Annotated in this window: 16 protein-coding genes; 4 read left to right on the top strand and 12 right to left on the bottom strand. The window is 34.3% G+C overall.

Features of this window, described 5'->3' with window-relative positions; translation table 11 throughout:
* Positions 1 to 651 precede the first annotated feature (651 nt).
* Entirely contained in the window at positions 652 to 1,038 is a 387-nt protein-coding gene (locus tag ACNQGO_RS05760; RefSeq protein WP_417984641.1) for a recombinase family protein, read from the top strand.
* 635 nt (positions 1,039 to 1,673) lie between these two features.
* Here the strand turns inward: ACNQGO_RS05760 and ACNQGO_RS05755 are convergent.
* From ACNQGO_RS05755 to ACNQGO_RS05720, 8 genes are all read right to left on the bottom strand, one after another.
* Entirely contained in the window at positions 1,674 to 3,437 is a 1,764-nt protein-coding gene (locus ACNQGO_RS05755) for a DUF885 domain-containing protein (protein ID WP_417984640.1), read from the bottom strand.
* Between the two features lie 210 nt (positions 3,438 to 3,647).
* Entirely contained in the window at positions 3,648 to 4,010 is a 363-nt protein-coding gene (locus ACNQGO_RS05750) for a nuclear transport factor 2 family protein (RefSeq protein WP_417984639.1), read from the bottom strand.
* Between the two features lie 83 nt (positions 4,011 to 4,093).
* Entirely contained in the window at positions 4,094 to 5,002 is a 909-nt protein-coding gene (locus ACNQGO_RS05745; RefSeq protein ID WP_417945001.1) for a pseudouridine synthase, read from the bottom strand.
* A 274-nt stretch (positions 5,003 to 5,276) separates the two neighbouring features.
* Complete coding sequence (locus ACNQGO_RS05740) at positions 5,277 to 6,233, bottom strand: geranylgeranylglycerol-phosphate geranylgeranyltransferase (protein WP_417984638.1); 957 nt, start codon at positions 6,231 to 6,233, stop codon at positions 5,277 to 5,279.
* A gap of 95 nt (positions 6,234 to 6,328) precedes the next feature.
* A complete protein-coding gene (locus ACNQGO_RS05735; RefSeq protein ID WP_417984637.1) occupies positions 6,329 to 7,267 on the bottom strand; it encodes a mevalonate kinase family protein in 939 nt (312 codons plus the stop codon).
* A 50-nt stretch (positions 7,268 to 7,317) separates the two neighbouring features.
* Positions 7,318 to 7,512: a hypothetical protein gene (locus ACNQGO_RS05730; protein WP_417984636.1), complete on the bottom strand. Its 195-nt coding sequence runs from the start codon at positions 7,510 to 7,512 to the stop codon at positions 7,318 to 7,320.
* Positions 7,513 to 7,553: 41 nt separating this feature from the next.
* Positions 7,554 to 8,636: a diphosphomevalonate decarboxylase gene (locus ACNQGO_RS05725; RefSeq protein WP_417984635.1), complete on the bottom strand. Its 1,083-nt coding sequence runs from the start codon at positions 8,634 to 8,636 to the stop codon at positions 7,554 to 7,556.
* A gap of 100 nt (positions 8,637 to 8,736) precedes the next feature.
* On the bottom strand, positions 8,737 to 11,136 hold the full coding sequence (locus ACNQGO_RS05720; RefSeq protein ID WP_417984634.1) for an outer membrane beta-barrel protein: 2,400 nt from the start codon (positions 11,134 to 11,136) through the stop codon (positions 8,737 to 8,739).
* Positions 11,137 to 11,339: 203 nt separating this feature from the next.
* Here ACNQGO_RS05720 and ACNQGO_RS05715 point away from each other — a divergent pair, with 203 nt between their 5' ends.
* Both ACNQGO_RS05715 and ACNQGO_RS05710 read left to right on the top strand, forming a co-directional pair.
* Entirely contained in the window at positions 11,340 to 12,386 is a 1,047-nt protein-coding gene (locus ACNQGO_RS05715) for a sensor histidine kinase (RefSeq protein WP_417984633.1), read from the top strand.
* A gap of 3 nt (positions 12,387 to 12,389) precedes the next feature.
* The gene (locus ACNQGO_RS05710; protein ID WP_417948260.1) at positions 12,390 to 13,103 is read left to right on the top strand and encodes a LytR/AlgR family response regulator transcription factor; all 714 of its coding nucleotides are present in this window, start codon (positions 12,390 to 12,392) and stop codon (positions 13,101 to 13,103) included.
* Here ACNQGO_RS05710 and ACNQGO_RS05705 read toward each other — a convergent pair.
* Positions 13,071 to 13,250: a hypothetical protein gene (locus tag ACNQGO_RS05705; RefSeq protein WP_417948259.1), complete on the bottom strand. Its 180-nt coding sequence runs from the start codon at positions 13,248 to 13,250 to the stop codon at positions 13,071 to 13,073. The genes ACNQGO_RS05710 and ACNQGO_RS05705 overlap by 33 nt on opposite strands.
* A 57-nt stretch (positions 13,251 to 13,307) precedes the next feature.
* Here ACNQGO_RS05705 and ACNQGO_RS05700 point away from each other — a divergent pair, with 57 nt between their 5' ends.
* Positions 13,308 to 13,784: a TspO/MBR family protein gene (locus ACNQGO_RS05700; RefSeq protein ID WP_417944994.1), complete on the top strand. Its 477-nt coding sequence runs from the start codon at positions 13,308 to 13,310 to the stop codon at positions 13,782 to 13,784.
* Between the two features lie 64 nt (positions 13,785 to 13,848).
* On the opposite strand, the gene ACNQGO_RS05695 is transcribed toward ACNQGO_RS05700, so the two are convergent.
* From ACNQGO_RS05695 to ACNQGO_RS05685, 3 genes are all read right to left on the bottom strand, one after another.
* Positions 13,849 to 14,592, bottom strand: coding sequence for a hypothetical protein (locus ACNQGO_RS05695; RefSeq protein ID WP_417984632.1), 744 nt, complete (start codon positions 14,590 to 14,592; stop codon positions 13,849 to 13,851).
* 85 nt (positions 14,593 to 14,677) lie between these two features.
* A complete protein-coding gene (locus tag ACNQGO_RS05690; RefSeq protein WP_417984631.1) occupies positions 14,678 to 15,898 on the bottom strand; it encodes a BaiN/RdsA family NAD(P)/FAD-dependent oxidoreductase in 1,221 nt (406 codons plus the stop codon).
* Positions 15,895 to 16,572: a glycerophosphodiester phosphodiesterase gene (locus ACNQGO_RS05685; protein WP_417984630.1), complete on the bottom strand. Its 678-nt coding sequence runs from the start codon at positions 16,570 to 16,572 to the stop codon at positions 15,895 to 15,897. The genes ACNQGO_RS05690 and ACNQGO_RS05685 overlap by 4 nt, the downstream gene beginning before the upstream one ends.
* Between the last annotated feature and the right edge of the window lie 5 nt (positions 16,573 to 16,577).

Raw genomic sequence — 16,577 nt, 5'->3', positions numbered from 1 at the left:
CAATTTCAGGTAATAATAATTTGATTAGCTCACTAAAAGAATCTTGCATTTGTATCTATTTTTAAAATACAAATATCGAAATTTAATATTTCCCCACAGGTTTTAGACTTGATCCTTGATTAGCTCACTAAAAGAATCTTGCATTTGTATCTATTTTTAAAATACAAATATCGAAATTTAATATTTCCCCACAGGTTTTAGACTTGATCCCGATTTTATCGGGAAGGACTATTATTTGTTCAAAAAGTCCACGAGTAGATAATTATTTTCTTGTTTTTTAATATTGGCTAAGTATTTTATTTGTGTAAAAGTCAATGAGCACTAAAAAATAGAATAATTTCAAAGTAATTTTTTCATTTATTCGTTACGTTTGGCAGATTTTTTTAACACGAGTAATGATTTTTAACGTGATAATAAGCTTTGTAAGTGCAAAGAAGAGCTAATGTTTATGGTATTGTGACAGCGAATTTTTTAATAGAATCAATTTTCTTAACTATTGTTTAACTCGTTATGTAAGAGCAGGGTATTGTTTAATTTTCAACCTTACTAAAATTATTTGTATTGATTAAAAACAGCGCCAAAGTCGTTGTGTAAAGCAACAAAATTTTGTCTTGTGCAATACATTTGTATTGAATTTAATACTACATACAAATGAGAGCAGTTTATAAAATTTTTGGTGAAATGGAGGATATGATATCAACTCCAAAAAATGCTGTTGAAGATTCAAAAGTGTACACCGATAAGAGCAGTAATGATTTAAAATTTGCTGATAGACCGGAAGGAAGTAAGTTGATGTTAGAAATCGAGAATGGCAGTGTCACAGAAGTTTATGTATATTCAATTGAAAGATTTGGCAAAAATGCTGCCGATATTTTAAGTGTAATTAATCGTATTACCTCTCACGGTTGCAATGTTAATGCAGAGAAAGAAGGGCTACAAATGTTAATTGATGGTAAAGAAAATCCAATCGCAAAAATGGTCATTGGTATTTTGTCCACATTATCAGAAAAAATTTTTAAAGAATGGAAAAATTATTAGATATGTAAAAGTAGCTTGAGAACGTTTTGTTTTTCAGTCGATAAGCGGCAATGCTTTTTAAGCGTAAAGTAAATCAATTTGTCAATAAATAGGTCTGTAGTTTATGTGCTGTGTCGCTTTGCGGTTTCTATGCCGCGGGACACACTACTTGTTTGGTAGGACCCGTTAATGTCATTATTTAAATTGACAGTTCATCTCATAAGTTTGGGAATTCTGTGAAGTACAACGAAGTAAACTTCTCAATACGCTTGGCACTTAAAGTGATGTGTATCGAGAATCGTTTTTAATGCAATCTTTACTGTCCTGATTTTTCTGCGAATGGCGCGATTTTTTTTCAGAAGCTTCTGTAAAAACACTCAAACAGATAAAGTTGTTTAATTAAAAACTAATTCTACGTGGCGGGTGCATAAAGTATCTATTTGTTACAATCACATTTCTAGTATTAAGCTCACATTATTTCTGGTTTGTAGAGTGCTGGAAAATTTGTTTTTAATTTAATTCAAGACTTTTTATTACTTAGTAACTCTGTTGGTAATCCAGTTGTTTCTCTCACGTTTTCTTGAGGTTTTATTTCAAAACTTATTTAGAGATAAAAAAAGCTTCTCATGGTGAGAAGCTTTTTAGTATGATTGTTTTTATTTTCCTTCAACCCACTCATTAATTTTTTGTTCCACTAAAGCTAAGGGCATTACACCTGACTCCAATACTTTTTCATGGAATTTTTTAATATCAAATTTAGCTCCCATTTTAGTTTCGGCTTTTTTGCGGAGTTCCATTATTTTTAACTGACCAATTTTATACGAAAGTGCTTGTCCAGGAATAGCCATGTAACGCTCTATTTCTGGGATAATACTCGCTTCACTTTCGGCTTCATTGGCTAAAGAAAACTGGATAGCTTTCTCTCTCGTCCAACCTTTAGCATGTAAACCGGTATCAACTACTAATCGAACCGCTCGGTGCATTTCATTGCCTAGCATACCAAAATATTGATATGGATCTTGATACAATCCTAATTCTTTACCTAAACTTTCTGTGTATAAAGCCCAACCTTCGCCGTAAGCACCAAACCAATTAAATTTTCTAAAATCAGGCAAGCTTTTGTTTTCCTGCTGCAAGGATATTTGGAAGTGATGACCCGGAATCGCTTCGTGCAAAAACAAATCTTCGTCACCATACATATTATAATTTGCTACATCTGGAATAGGAACATAAAAAATTCCTGGTCGCGTTCCGTCTGCAGTTCCTTGATTATACTCGGCACTCGCTGTTTGTTCTCTAAAAGCTTCTGTGCGTCTGATTTCAAATTTTGTTTGCGGTTGTAACGCAAATAATTTGTCTACGTTGGGTTTAATACGGGTGTAAATACTTTGAAAATTAGCAATAACCTCTTCTGGTTTGGTGAAAGGTTTTAGTTCTTTTTTGTTTCGAACCTCTTCAAAAAACTCGATTAATGTACCTTTAAAACCCACTTGAGTTTTTACCTTTTCCATTTCGGCTGTTAAACGGGCAACTTCTTTCAATCCTAATTCATGAATGGCATCGGGAGTCATATCAGTAGTGGTCCATTGTTTTACGTAGGCAGCATATAAATCTTTTCCAAAAGGCAAACTGCCTATTCCGCTTGTTGTTCTAGATGCAGGAAGATATTCTTTGTTTAAGAAATCAGCCATTTTTTTATACTGTGGAATCAGTTTGTCATTGATGGTGGCAGTATACTTGGCTGTCAAATCTTTTTTGATACTTTCCGGGAAAGAGTCTGGCATCAGTTTAATGGCAGAGTAAAATAAATTATCTTCGATTTTGGGTGTCGCCATCTCTGCAAATTGCGGAATTAGTTTTACCGTCAGCGATTTTGGTAATACTACTCCTTTTGCCATTCCTTTTTTCATGTAGACCATTGCCGAATCGATCCAAACGGAGTACTTATCCATTCTCTTCAAGAAATTGGTGTAGTCTTGCTCTGTTTTAAAAGGTTGTGCGCTAGTTCCTCCTGCAAATTGTCCCATCGTAAGGTGTGTACCCCAAAATTGATGTACAGGAAGTAAATTGGTCGGTTGTTTGAGTAGATTTTTTCCAATCTCAACTTCCCATTTTATGATTTCGTAGCTGTTTTTTTCTTCCGCTGTTAAGTTTTCTTTTGAAATTGTATTTAATGCTGTTTCGTATTTGTCATAAAAAGCAGCTTGCGATTTTCTATAACTGTCTGTCATTTCAAATTGCAACTGATCGTTATATTGATTTTGACCACTTTGTGTTGCTCCTAGAGGATCCATAGCGTTTTTGTCGTCAAAATAGCTTTTTGTTAAACTTGTAAAATCTTGTTTTTTGTCTTCAGATTTACAATTAATAAGCAGCAACGATGCTGTTATTGAGAAGAAAAGTGTGGTTATTTTTTTCATTGTTTAGATTTGATTATTAGTGAAGCTAATTTATCCAAAAATAATTAATTATTACCCCAAATATATTGCTATTGTAATGCGGTACATGGACTTTTTATATTTTCATTCCCTATCGGTCAAAAAAAATCCCATTCGGTTTAAAGCGAATGGGATCTTAGGTATCTGTTTTGGCATATACCTACAATACCAGATTTAAAAAAAATCAATTTTTTATCCGTGATACACTCTCGAGGCAATTATTTTATTTTCTTTAATGTCTAGGACTTCTGCCACTTCCAGGTCAACTTCGCCAGTAACCGTTCTGGTATATTCCATGAATACGCGGTCTCCATTTGCGGTAAGCGATTTTACTTTGTAGTTTAAACTGGGTAAACGTTCAAAAGCATCTTTCCACCACCTACGCAAACCTTCTTTGCCGCTAACAAAACCATCGCTTTCGGGATGTTGCATTTTTAGTTTTGGACTAAAATGTACTGCATCATCATCGTATAAGGATAATAATTTTTCTAATTCTTTATTGTTGAAACTTTCAAACCATTTAAAAGCAATTGATTGTAATTTTTCTGGCGTCATACTATTGTAAGATTGTGTTTTTAATCAAAAAATCCCCTTTCGCAATGCGAAACGGGATTTACTATTTATAATTTGAAAATGATTTATACGTTTTTCAAATTGATGATTTCTTGTTCGGTAAGCAACCTCCAGTTTCCTCTAGGTAAATTCTTTTTGGTTAAACCTGCAAAAGAAACTCTATCAATACGCAGTACATCATAACTAAAGTGTTCAAAGATAGAACGAACAACTTTCACGTTAGCTGATCTTAATTGCAACCCAATTTCACTTTTTGCCTCGCCTTCTATGTAACTTACGTCTTCTACAAAAACACGGTGACCGTCTAGTGTTAATCCTTTTTGGATTTTTTCTAAATCTTCAAATTTTAAGTTTTTATCTAATGAAACTTGGTAGATCTTAGATGATTTTTGACTAGGTAATGTAAACTTACGAATCATGTCCGTGTCGTTCGTGAACAATAACAATCCTGTTGTGTTTTTGTCCATTCGTCCTACTGCACCAATTTTTGCAGTAGTAGAACCTTTTACCAATTCTAATACGTTACGGTATTCCTGACCTTCGTCCATCGCAGTGGTGAAGTTTTTAGGTTTGTTCAGCAAGATGTACACTTTTTTCTCTGGAGTCAATGTAGATCCATCAAAATTAACAACATCTCCCGGTTTTACCATGTATCCCATTTCGGTTACAGGAATTCCATTTACTTTTACAGTACCAGATTGAATGTAAATATCCGCATCACGACGCGAGCACGCACCAGAATTTGCAATGTATTTATTCAAACGAATTTCGTCTTTTACTTTCGGTCTCTTTGGTGCTTGATTTGGTTTTTTCTCTACTTTATCAGTAGCGATATCGGCAACTTTAGTAGTAACTTTAACTTTTTTTGGCCCTTGGGCGCGCTTCTGCATGGCAGGTTTTGGCTTATTCGAACTTGGTCTTGAGCTAGCTGCTCTTGGACCACTTTTCTTATTATTGCCTTCCTTGTTATTCATAATATTCCAATAATTTGTGCAAAGATACTATTTATATACTTGACAATCAATAACCGCAAATTATAAAAACGCTAACTGGCTAATTAGTAAGCTAATTAATATATTTAAGTATCGTTTTTTTTGGAGCTAATTCCCGCTATCCGTTGCAATCTTTTCTTTTTTAAAGGAAAAAAGAAAAGGATTTTCACTACTATCGGGGCTATCTTCAATGAAACATTTGGTAGTCTTTCAAAGTGTTTTTACAACGCTTTTAAATGCTAAAACTAGAATGAATCTAAACCGTCATCAACAATCTTTTCCCTTGCCATAAAACACTTGGATTAATCAAGACAATGCAAAAGACTCCAGCTACGATAAGAAATTTTAAAAGATTATGAAGCAATAAGAATTGTAGCTTAGTATTTGACTTCCACAGGTAAATAAGAAAAAAAATAAGTACAATCAAACAGGAATAAAAGTAGCCGTCCATGTAGCCTACATCGTAAATTTCGATCAAAAGATAAACAGGAAGTACTGTCAAAAGAGTCAAAAGAGTAATTATTTTTTTTGATGTTTCCTCGCCGTAAACAATGGGAATCGTTTTGTAGTCGTTTACTAAATCCCCCTTAAGATTTTCTAAATCTTTAATCATTTCCCGGATGAGCAACAGCAAAAACAAAAAGGAGGCATGCGCAAAAATTACTCCAAGTTGCTGTTTGTAATTTTCAATTTCTTCAAATGGAATTCGGGTGTAAAAATACAGAAGTATTGCAAAAAAAGGCAAAATAGCCAGTAAAGCAGCCATTAGGTTTCCTATGATTGGGTGTTTTTTTATTTTATGGGAATACAACCAAATGAAAAATATATATCCTGAAAAGAATAAAAATACACGCCACGAAACAAACAAAGCCATCAAAGCGACAATGAAATTAAGTGTAAAATAAACGTTTAATTTTGTTTTTTGACTCACCAATCGATCCAACATCGATTTAGTAGGACGGTTGATTAAATCTTTTTGACTATCGTAAAAGTTGTTGATGATATATCCGGATGCAATCGTTAGCGAAGATGCGAAAACTAGAATAAATAAATTGAAATCGAGTAAAATATCAAGCGCCCTTTTTTCGGGAGCCAAAATAAATACAGCTGAAAGATACTGTGCTAAAATAATGATGGGAATGTTGTATCCTCGCACAACAGAGAACAAACTTGCAATTTTCATTATTAGAAGTTTGTGTTGCCTGCTTAACATTTAGATTTATTTAATAAGATATGATTCCCAATACTAAAGATACTGCTTTAGGTTTTCTTTTTCCTCTCCAATGGAGAGGGTTTTGGGGAGGATGACTAAAACTGATAAACTACTTCTAATTTGTAATCTTTCAACGATGCTTTTGCGCGTTCTAAATCTTCGGTAAAGCCCAGAATATAACCTCCGCCACCTGATCCACAGAGTTTTAGATAGTAGTCATTGCTATCAATTCCTTGTTGCCAGATTCCATGAAATTGCTCAGGAATCATAGGCTTAAAATTGTTTAAAACTACTTTTGAAAGTTTCTTAGTGTTCATGAAAAGTGATTTCATATCTCCGCCTAAGAAATTTTCAACGCATGCATCGGTATATTTTACAAATTGATTTTTTAACATGGTTCTAAAACCTTTGTCTTTTAGGTTTTCCATAAAGATATTTACCATCGGAGCGGTTTCGCCCACAATACCTGAATCTAATAAAAATACAGCGCCTTTACCATCAAAACTTTGAGTAGGAATTCCCGTTGCTTCAATATGATCTTTAGAGTTAATTAAAATTGGAATACTCAAGTAACTATTCAAAGGATCTAAACCTGAACTTTTCCCGTGGAAAAAACTCTCCATTTGAGAAAAGATATTTTTTAACTGCAATAATTTTTCACGGGTTAGGTTTTCTAAAACCGTGATTTTAAGGTTTGCATATTTATCGTAAATAGCCGCTACTAGAGCGCCACTACTTCCAACTCCATATCCTTGTGGGATGCTAGAGTCAAAATACATTCCAGTTTCAACATCTTCTTTTAAAAGAGATAAATCAAAAGTAACAAGTTCTGGTTGCTCGTTTTGCAATGTTTCTAAATACGTTACAAAACGTTTCAAGTGACCGTTTGATTGGATTGCTTCTTGAGAGGGATTATCCTCTTTTTTCAGCGCACCATTATAAAAATTATATGGAATTGAAAGCCCTTTTGAGTCACGAATGATTCCGTATTCTCCAAAGAGTAATATTTTTGAATAAAATAAAGGTCCTTTCATATGTATTTTAAATTAACAATTTGGGGTTGGTAATTGTAATGTGTTTATTTTTATAAATCCAATTGATCGCCTCGATTGTCTTCTTGGATTTTAATTTCAATTTGTTCTTGTTCTTCGGCTGATAGTTCCGTCCAAACGGTATGTTGTTGTTTTTCAAAAACGTTTCTTACAACTCTTAATAAAGTGGCATCAGTAGTTGCGAGTAACATTTTGATCAATTCTATTTTTTCTGATTGAATATCCATCAACTTTTTTTTAAGGATGTTTAAAGATACACAAAAAAAGATTAAACAAGCGCTGCTCCGTTTCCTATTTGATCACAAATGTACTGCCCATTTTGGCAATAGCCAACTAATTCGTCTTTAATAAATTGCAAAACTTTTTCGCTAACGTTTTCGGGATACAATACGTGTACATTGGCACCAGCATCTAGGGTAAAACAAACGGGAATTTGCGTTTCATTCCTAAATTTCCAAATTGCATTAATAATTTGTAATGTGTTTGGTTTCATTAAAATAAAATACGGCATCGAAGTCATCATCATGGCGTGTAATGTCAAGGCTTCACTTTCTACAATTTTGATAAAAGCATTTAAATCACCACTTTCAAAAATAGTAATCAGTGCGTCTAGATTTTCATGAGCTTGTGCAAATCGCCTTTCGGCAAAAGGATGGTTGTGCATCAAGTCATGACCCACGGTACTCGAGACTTGTTTTTCACCTTTGTCAACAAGTAGAATCGTGTCTTGAAAATTCTTAAAATTAGCATGAATCGCATGCGGAAATTCAACTCCAAATAAGTCTGAACTTCCTTGGATATTAGCTTGGTTTCCCCAAACTACAACTTGTCCTTTTACACTTCGGCAAGCACTTCCAGAACCCAAACGGGCAAGTAAAGACGCTTTCTGATAGAAATAATCGTCAGACATTGCTGGGTTTAACGCTTTTTCGAGGCTCATTAAATTCATTGCCAAGGCTGCCATTCCTGATGCCGATGACGCAATTCCGGAACTGTGCGGAAACGTATTTTCGGTGTCAATTGTAAAATGATAGTCTTTTAAAAACGGCAAATAGATTTCTATTCGCTCCAAAAACTTTTGAATTTTCGGTTTGAAATCTTCTTTGGGCTGCCCTTCAAAAAGCAAATCAAACGAGAAAGAACCGTCGTTTTCTTTTTTGGCGAAAGCGAATTTGGTAATCGTTTTGCAATTATTCAATGTAAAACTCACCGATGGATTAGCTGGAATTTGATTCTCTTTTTTCCCCCAGTATTTTACAAGTGCAATATTACTGGGTGCGCTCCATTGAAAATTCCCGCTTTCAACTGTATTGGTATATGATAATGGAATAAAATTGTTTGCTGCAATCATAAAATGAAAAATTTACGCAAAGATACTTTTTTTTGCCACCACTGATTCGTAGTTTTTTGAAATCGTCACCCTTTTTTGAGTAAAACGGAATGATTAACGCTTACAATCTGTTTTGCTCCTCATTCAGGTCGGCCTCTTTTACTTCTTTCTTTTTTGCTGTTCCAAAATTGTAAGTAACGGATACCGTTATTTTGCGAGTTTCCCATCGATTAACCCAATTAGTAGTTACGTTATCTTGTTTCGTGCTTTGTATCCATTGGCTTTTTCTCAATACATTTTGAGCACTTAAATTCAAACGAATTTTTTTGTTAAAAAAGTCTTTTCTCATCGTAAATGACATGTCATAGGATGGTTTGAAAGTCGTGTTTCCGTAAGCGCCGTTTTGGCTGTAAAAACTGTTCCAAGTGGCGCTCCAATCTTTCGCCAAAGTAAATGATTGATTTAACGCTCCCGAAAAGGAGACGCCGCTATCGTTAAATTTGTAGTTTTCTAAATCAGAAGTTGCTTGACCATATGTAAGCTCGCTGCTGAGTTGTGCTTCCCACCATTTTTTAACGGTAATGCTGGTATTGAGTGATAATCCGATAGTTTTTGATTTTCCGATATTGTCATAGGACAAAGTAGTTATTTTGGTATCAGTATCATAATCAATAATTTGGTACATTTCATCTTTCGAGAAATTTGCAAAAAGGGAAAGTGACGTTTTTTGTTTTTTAATCCATACTACTTCAAACGCATCTGTAAATTGAGGTGTTAAATTTGGATTCCCTACAGAGACATTATAGGTGTCAATATACTCAAAATAAGGATTCAAGTACAAGTAGCGTGGTCTTTGAATACGGCGGCTGTATGAAAATTTGAATTGATCGTTTTTAAAATTCCCGTTAATACTGAAGAAAGGGAAAAGCGATAAATAATTGTCTTTGTTGGTGTTATTTGAGGTTAAAGAGGTTGCATTGTAATTGATGTATTCTGCTCTTAGTCCAGCTTGAATGTCAAAATTCCCTTTTGTGAAATTGGTGATGCCATAGCCCGATAGAATTGATTCTTTGTAAATTAATTGATTGCTTCTATTCGTGTTTGTTATGTATTCTCCTTGATCATTTCTATCTTTTAAAATGATGGTGTAGTCATTGTTTACGTAACTCAGTTTGCTACCGGTTTCAAAGTTGAATTTGTCATTGATCTTTTTTTCGAAGTCTACTCGCGCACTGATGATATTGAAGTTTGTAGGGTTTTGATATTTAACATCTTCGGTGTTGCGGTACATTTCATTCGTATCTGAGGTGAAGTAGGAGTTGGTCGTAATGCGGTTGCTGTCATTTTTGTAATTGGCATAATTAATTTGAGCATCTATTTTGGTGTCTAAACTATCAGATGCAAAATTGTAAAATACAGTTCCCGTTAGTGTATTGTTCACCAAGTCGTTTTGAGTGTTTAAGAAGGTGTATCTTTTGTAAACCATATCATCAAATTCGTTGGTACGTCCTTTTGTAAATTCATCACTTTTGTACAAGGAATAATTGGCTGAAGCACCCATGCTCGCATTTTTATTTATTTTGTATCCTGCTCCAAAATTTCCTGAGTAATTGTTTGAAACTGGTAGCCAATCATTTTTTTGTTGCAAAGTAGTGGTGATTGTTGGCGTTACCACGGTTTGGTCTATGGTTCTGCGATTTACACTTTCAACATAGCCGTAATTTATACCCAATTTTAGATTCCATTTTTCGGTATTATTGTACAGGTTTAATCCGTTATTATTTTTGATAAACTCCGCATAGCCTACTGAGGTTCTTGCATTTCCAGTTAAACCGGTAGCGGCTGATTTTTTTAGAACGATATTAAAAATTCCTGCACTTCCCGAGGCATCATATTTTGCAGAAGGATTTGCTATTATTTCAACCGATTTAATGTTGGCACCATCTACTGATTTAAGATACTGTTTCAACTCCTCACCTGATAAAAGGGATGGTTTCCCGTCAATCATTATTTGAAGGTTGGCGTTGCCTCTAAATACTACATTGTCATCTTTGTCCAATTGTACACCAGGCAATTTACTTAAGGTTTCTAGTCCGTCATTGCCATTGCCAAAACCTGCTTTGTCAATATCTACAATCATCTTGTCTCTGCTGAGTTTTATTATGCTCTTCTTTTGCAGCACTACAACTTCGTTTAGCGCTACTGAATCTTCCTCCAATTCAAAATTTTGAGTTATATTTTTAGTAGTTGATACAAAAGTTTTTGACTGTACCGTTTTAAAACCTAATAACTCGATCTTAACAAAAAAAGAAGTAGTAGGAAGTTGTATTTCGTATAATCCGTTTTCATCTGTTGTGGTATATTTGAAAAAAGTATTGCTTGCAGCATCAAATATAGCAACGTTTGCAAAGGCTACTTTTTCGGCACCGTTTTTTGTAGTAACGACTCCAGTAAGTTTGGTTTCTTGTGCAAAAAGTAAGCTAATGTTGAACAATAATAAAAATGCGATTGTGGTTTTCATGTTGTTTGGTTTTGTTATCAGCAAATGTATAGGAGATTGCAGAGGCCAAAAATCATTTTACACCATCTGGGTTTTCTACTACATGAAACCTGAAAAAAGAACTTTTTTATTGTTTTGGTTAAAAAAAACCTGTTCGTACAGAGAAATTAGGCGTTCATCCAAAAAAAAATAATAAGTAAAACGAGAATGCGTAAATTCGATTCATGGAAATAAATAAAAAACAATGGTACTTTCATTTTGGGCTTGTTCTCATTATTGTATTGATGGACCTTTTTTCGGATTATGTGTATGGAGGCAGCAAGGGCTTTTTGAGGAATTTTCAACTCCCTCTAAACTACAATCAAATCATCATGTACACGGCAACATTTACAACGTATGCGGTTAATTATTACTTTGTAAGTCCGTACACTTTAGGAAAGAAACACTATTGGAGATTTGCTATTGGTGTACTATTCCTAATTGTTATTTTTGGACGAGTTCGTTACTTGCTTGAGGAAGTCATTTTGTATCATTTTACAGGGAAACACAATTATTTTGAAGAATCCCGTAAGTTTTTGTTCTACACTTTTGATAACTCGATTTTTGCTATAAAATCGATTTTGTATAGCACCGTAGTGTTCTATTTTTTTGAATTTGCGTCCAATCAAAGTCGACTGCACAAGCTAGAACTCGATTATAACAAAGCAGAATTAAATTTGCTTAAATCACAAATCGAACCCCACTTTTTGTTCAATACCTTAAATACTTTTTATACTGATTTAATTGATGTTCAGCCCAAGGTGGCCAAAGATATTTATCGGTTGTCTCAACTCCTGCGGTATGTAACGTATGAAGCTGGAAATGAATTTATGCCCCTCACCAAAGAGATTAAATTCATAGAAGATTACATTTATTTGCACCGAAAAAGATTTGAAGATACTTTATTTTTAGATTACACCGTTGAGGGAATTGTTGGCGAACAAAGAGTGCCTTCGCTTGTTTTTATACATTTTGTTGAAAATATTTTTAAACATGGCATGATTAATAATGCAGCCTTTCCAGCCAAAATTAAAATACAAATTACAGAGCGAGAAGTAATTATTGAAACGTCAAATAGTATTTCATCTTCAGAAAAGTATACGAATACTGGTATTGGAAAAGACAATTTAGAACGTAGATTGAGTGCGATTTATAAAGAGGATTTTGTTTTACTTTACACCAATTCAAATGATGTATTTACAACCTTGCTGAAGTTGCCCTTTAAATTATAAATTATGAAAGTAATAAAATGCCTTATTGTTGACGATGAACCGCCTGCTATCCGATTGATAGAAAAATATTTGAGTAGAATTCCTTTCTTGGAATTAGTTTCCTCAACCACAAGTGCACTTACGGCGCTTTCGCTAATAGAAGAAGGAGGTATCGACCTCGTTTTTATGGATATTCAAATGCCCGATTTAACAGGCTTGCAATTATCTAAACTCGTGAAAGGGAAAACAAAAATTATTTTTACCACTGCTTATCCGCAGTTTGCCATACAAAGTTACGAAGTGGATGCTGTTGATTATTTATTAAAACCATTTGAATTTGAACGTTTTTACGAGGCTGTTTTAAAAGTGAAAAATAGTTTTAAAGCTGAAGTAACGGAGATTCCAAAAGAGGTGGATGATTTTATTTTTATCAAAACCGATGGTAAAAATAATTTTGAAAAAGTGCAAATTAATGAGATTTGCTATATCGAAGGGCTGAAAAATTATGTAGCCATTCATTTAAAGGACCCACAAGTAATTACTAACAATACCTTAAAAAGTATCGAGGATTTTTTACCAACTAGTGACTTTGTTAAAACGCATAAATCATTTATTGTTTCGTTGCGTCATATCACGAAAACGGATTCCTTAAATGTTTTTATAAACGGAAAAAGCATTCCTATTGGCGATACCTACAAGAAAGAATTATTTGAAATCATTCAACAAAAAAAACTGTAACGTTTTAAAATCTTCTTTGAGGTAAAAAGCGACTTTTTCAATTAATGTTTTGTCAAATTTTCTGGATGTACTTTTATGTTGTACTAAATTCCTTAAAATTAGTTTCAATTGTACTCCGTTTGCCGGTTTAGCGAAAGCTTTTTTCATTTTATGGAATCCCAGTGAATATTTGAGTAATTTTGACTTTCATTAAAAAAAGTAAAAATGAATAAAATCACCCGAATATTAGCAGTTGTCGTTACGTGTCTTGCCATTGGTTATTTCTCTGGAATGGTTACTCGTTCTGCTATTACGACATGGTATCCGACTTTGATAAAACCTAGTTTTAATCCACCCAATTGGATTTTTGCACCGGTTTGGAGTATGCTCTATGTGATGATGGGTGTGGCTGCAGGATTGGTTTGGGACCGAATAGAAGTTGAGAAAGAAGCCGTGAAAAAAGCGTTGCTTTTCTTTGCAATTCAATTGGCACTTAATGCTTTGTGGTCGTATTTGTTCTTCGGATTACAAAACCCAATGCTTGCTGGACTAGAAATAATTGTATTGTGGTTGATGATTTTTGAAACCTACATTCAATTTGCAAAAATTAATAAAATTGCAGGGTACTTGTTTATTCCGTATTTGGCGTGGGTGAGTTTTGCTGCGGTGTTGAATGGAAGTATTTGGTGGTTGAATAGATAGTTGGAAGTTTTTAGTTTTAGTCTTTTTTTCATGGAGTGATTAAACGCTAGTTTCCTTTAGAGTTTCATAACTTTTTAAACTCAATATTTTTGATCGATAAAAAATCCATCATCGATAAAACGGTACTATTTTCTAGTAGTGTTTTCGATTTTGGGTCGGCTTCACAAAACTGGAGGAAAAGAGCTATTTCATCTGATCTTAATTTTAAAGTTTCCATATAAAATTTTTGGTCACAACTGGATTTAGCTAGTGTTATAAAATCTATGTCGGTTATTGCTACTTTTTTAACTTCCTCTTTTTCTTTTAGGAATAGCTTAAGAATCATCCCTCCAATTCGCTTTAAATCCATGCCGTTTTCAATATTTCCTGTGTAAACACCAGAATTTTTTAATTTTTTTGCATTTTTCTCTAATGTGTATTGATCAAGTTTGGCTTGTTCCCATTTTGCATCTTTACTTAGTTTTATTGATGGCATGCTTTGAACTATTACTTCTTTAAGTTCTTCGACTTTTGGGGATAATGAGATTTTAATGTCACCTTGGTTTAATACGGCTATCGAAATTTTCATTTCTTTTATTTCATGATTTTTAGCAACAAAAACCAATTGGTCGTTTACATTGATACCAATGGTAAACTTTCCTTCAGCATTGGTCAAAGTAACTGTTTTGGCGGTTGCGTTGATTACCTCAACTTTGGTTGCGGCGGTTTTGTCAAAGTAGACTTGCCCCCGAATACTTTTGTTTCCTTGTGCTAGCCCACTTTGATAAAATATAAAAATGAAAATAGAAGCGAGTAGTTTTGTCTTCATAAGATTCTGATAATACGGGCGTAAAGTTATCAGAATCTTCTTAAATAAAACTTAGTGGATTTATAAACTCTTGTTAATACTGTTTTTAGATAGCATTAGCCACAATATACCCACTTGTCCAAGCATTTTGAAAGTTAAATCCGCCAGTGATGGCATCGATATTTACAATTTCACCAGCAAAATATAGATTTTCATGCAATTTGCTTTCCATGGTTTTGAAGTTTATTTCCTTTAAATCGATTCCACCAGCCGTTACAAATTCTTCTTTGAAAGTACTTTTTCCGTTGACTTGAAAAGTTCCTTTTGTTAATTGATTGGCTAGAGTTTGCAATTGTATTTTAGATAAGTCGGCCCATTTGGTCTCCACTTCAATTCCGGAAGCAAGAACCAAGCTTTCCCATAATCTGTTGGTGATTTCGAAAGGTGATTTCTTTGAAACTGATTTTTTAGGGTGTTCTTGTTTTAATTCTTTTAGCTTTTTCTCAACATCCGCTGTGTCTTCATCATTCAACCAATTTATAAAAATGGTAAACAGATAATTTTTATCATGCAAAATTCGGGCACCCCAAGCAGAGAGCTTCAAAATCGCTGGGCCACTCATTCCCCAATGTGTAATTAACAAAGGTCCTGTTGATGTGAGTTTGGTGTCTTGTACGGTTACGGTAACCTGTGCTGCAACTCCAGGTAACTCTTTTATTCTGGAATCTTTGATATTGAAAGTGAATAGGGAAGGAACTGGGCTAACTACTGCATGACCAAAATTTTGTAGCATTTCCCATACTTTCGGGTTGCTTCCTGTTGCTAAAATCAATTTTTCGACAAGATAATTTTCGGTTGGTGTTTCTATCTTCCAAACATTTTCTCCCGAAACTTCCGTATTGAAAATAGATTGTACGCTTTGTCCGGTAAGAACCGAGATTCCGAGTTTTTGAGTTGCTTTAAGAAAACAATCAATAATGGTTTGTGAAGAATTTGAAACGGGAAACATGCGTCCGTCCGCTTCAATTTTGAGTTCTACGCCATGTTTTTCGAACCATTCAATCGTGTCGCCTGAACAAAACTGATGAAAAGGTCCGCGTAGTTCTTTTTCCCCACGAGGGTAAAATTTCACTAATTCTTTCGGCTCAAAAATAGCGTGCGTGACGTTGCATCTTCCACCGCCGGAAATTCTAACTTTTTGCAATACATCTGCACCGCGTTCTAAAATTGCGACTTTCAGTTTTGGATTTTTCTCCACAATATTAATTGCTGTAAAAAAACCCGCTGCGCCGCCGCCTACTATTATTATATCAAAATTCTGATTCATATTCTATTTGGGAAATCAGTGATGATTCCGTTTACGTGGAATGTTTTTATTTTTTGTATGTCTTCTACTTCATTGATGGTCCAGGGGAAAACCTGCAATCCTTTTTCTTGTATTTGCGCGGTGTTTTCTTTTGTCAATAAATGAAAATGTGGGTGAATGGATTTTGCCTGAATGAATTTTGCGAAAGCCAAAGCCAAGTCTAAATCGGTTTCTGTTAATACGCCAATAGGAATTTTATCATTTAAAAATGCCACTTGCTGCAACGCATTCCAATCAAAACTAGAAACTAAAAATCGGTCGTATTTCCAGCCTTTTTTAGCGACATACTTTTCAATTAGTGAAACTACTTTATCCGTAGCCTCATAACTTTTGATTTCAATATTGATAAAACAATCTTGGTTTACCAAATCAAAAACCTCTTTCAGCATCGGGATTTGGTGCTTTCCATCTATTCGAAAAGCATTCAATTCGCGCAAAGATAATGTATTTACAAAACCTTTTCCATTGGTCGTTCGGTCAATAGTTTCGTCGTGAATAACGATAATTTCACCATCAGCACTCAAATGCACGTCGAGCTCAATTCCGTCCACTTGCATGTCTAATGCTTTTTGGAAAGAGACTAATGTATTTTCAGGTTCATATCCTTTTGCGCCACGATGTCCAATTTTGAGCATTGTCT

Source organism: Flavobacterium frigidum, assembly GCF_048286735.1.
GTDB lineage: Bacteria > Bacteroidota > Bacteroidia > Flavobacteriales > Flavobacteriaceae > Flavobacterium.
Note: the sequence above shows the minus strand (reverse complement) of the source record. Positions and strands in the feature narration are given on the sequence as shown.

Bases quoted from the DNA above. Each gene is read 5' to 3' on its own strand.
- ACNQGO_RS05740 (WP_417984638.1), bottom strand. From the start codon at position 6,233: ATGTTAAGCAGGCAACACAAACTTCTAATAATGAAAATTGCAAGTTTG.
- ACNQGO_RS05685 (WP_417984630.1), bottom strand. From the start codon at position 16,572: ATGCTCAAAATTGGACATCGTGGCGCAAAAGGATATGAACCTGAAAAT.
- ACNQGO_RS05695 (WP_417984632.1), bottom strand. From the start codon at position 14,592: ATGAAGACAAAACTACTCGCTTCTATTTTCATTTTTATATTTTATCAA.
- ACNQGO_RS05745 (WP_417945001.1), bottom strand. From the start codon at position 5,002: ATGAATAACAAGGAAGGCAATAATAAGAAAAGTGGTCCAAGAGCAGCT.
- ACNQGO_RS05710 (WP_417948260.1), top strand. From the start codon at position 12,390: ATGAAAGTAATAAAATGCCTTATTGTTGACGATGAACCGCCTGCTATC.
- ACNQGO_RS05690 (WP_417984631.1), bottom strand. From the start codon at position 15,898: ATGAATCAGAATTTTGATATAATAATAGTAGGCGGCGGCGCAGCGGGT.
- ACNQGO_RS05735 (WP_417984637.1), bottom strand. From the start codon at position 7,267: ATGAAAGGACCTTTATTTTATTCAAAAATATTACTCTTTGGAGAATAC.
- ACNQGO_RS05715 (WP_417984633.1), top strand. From the start codon at position 11,340: ATGGAAATAAATAAAAAACAATGGTACTTTCATTTTGGGCTTGTTCTC.
- ACNQGO_RS05700 (WP_417944994.1), top strand. From the start codon at position 13,308: ATGAATAAAATCACCCGAATATTAGCAGTTGTCGTTACGTGTCTTGCC.
- ACNQGO_RS05730 (WP_417984636.1), bottom strand. From the start codon at position 7,512: ATGGATATTCAATCAGAAAAAATAGAATTGATCAAAATGTTACTCGCA.
- ACNQGO_RS05750 (WP_417984639.1), bottom strand. From the start codon at position 4,010: ATGACGCCAGAAAAATTACAATCAATTGCTTTTAAATGGTTTGAAAGT.
- ACNQGO_RS05720 (WP_417984634.1), bottom strand. From the start codon at position 11,136: ATGAAAACCACAATCGCATTTTTATTATTGTTCAACATTAGCTTACTT.
- ACNQGO_RS05705 (WP_417948259.1), bottom strand. From the start codon at position 13,250: ATGAAAAAAGCTTTCGCTAAACCGGCAAACGGAGTACAATTGAAACTA.
- ACNQGO_RS05755 (WP_417984640.1), bottom strand. From the start codon at position 3,437: ATGAAAAAAATAACCACACTTTTCTTCTCAATAACAGCATCGTTGCTG.
- ACNQGO_RS05760 (WP_417984641.1), top strand. From the start codon at position 652: ATGAGAGCAGTTTATAAAATTTTTGGTGAAATGGAGGATATGATATCA.
- ACNQGO_RS05725 (WP_417984635.1), bottom strand. From the start codon at position 8,636: ATGATTGCAGCAAACAATTTTATTCCATTATCATATACCAATACAGTT.